This is a genomic window from Nesterenkonia sp. K-15-9-6 (assembly GCF_052656005.1).
Genome location: NZ_JBQYEY010000088.1, coordinates 1 through 251 on the forward strand (window position 1 = coordinate 1; position 251 = coordinate 251).

Annotated in this window: 1 pseudogene; it reads left to right on the top strand. The window is 59.0% G+C overall.

The features are described from left to right. Positions 1 to 251, top strand: a pseudogene (locus SD455_RS16720) (glycoside hydrolase family 2 TIM barrel-domain containing protein); the annotation flags it as partial.

Consider the following 251-nt stretch of genomic DNA (forward strand, 5'->3'; position numbering starts at 1 on the left):
TTCAACCCACGGCATGTTGCCATGAATCGTCTGACCGATGATCCGCGCTGGCTACCGGCGATGAGCGAACGCGTAACGCGAATGGTGCAGCGCGATCGTAATCACCCGAGTGTGATCATCTGGTCGCTGGGGAATGAATCAGGCCACGGCGCTAATCACGACGCGCTGTATCGCTGGATCAAATCTGTCGATCCTTCCCGCCCGGTGCAGTATGAAGGCGGCGGAGCCGACACCACGGCCACCGATGAATT